Source organism: Microbacterium sp. K41 (genome assembly GCF_004794395.1).
Taxonomy (GTDB): Bacteria; Actinomycetota; Actinomycetes; order Actinomycetales; family Microbacteriaceae; genus Microbacterium; species Microbacterium sufflavum.
Genome location: NZ_SSDO01000032.1, coordinates 1 through 334, shown reverse-complemented (window position 1 = coordinate 334; position 334 = coordinate 1). Strand labels below are relative to the sequence as shown.

Below are 334 nucleotides of genomic sequence, written 5' to 3'. Positions count from 1 at the left end.
CGCCCGGCCGCCCTGATCGCGGAGGCCGGGCGCGCGTGGATGCCCAGCGGGTTGCGCACCCGCACGCGACGCACACTCGCGCCCTCCTCATGCGCGCCCGACTCCGACGGGTCCGCCGGAGTCCCGCCCGTGGCCGCGGATCCTGACCCGCTCGGCGAGTCCCCCCGCGTCCCTGGCTCCGACTCCGGCACGGTCGCGGACCCGGTCGTCGTACCCGCTCCCACCCCCGTGCTCCCGGCGGCGCCCGCCTCCGCCTCGGGCTCCCCGAGCTGTCCGCTCTTCGCCACCAGCGCTCCGGTCGCCTCCGCGGCCACGGCGTCGAGGTCGGCCCCGG

Annotated in this window: 1 pseudogene; it reads right to left on the bottom strand. The window is 79.6% G+C overall.

Going from position 1 to position 334, the window contains the following annotated elements:
* Positions 1-334, bottom strand: a pseudogene (locus DW309_RS19845) (hypothetical protein); the annotation flags it as partial.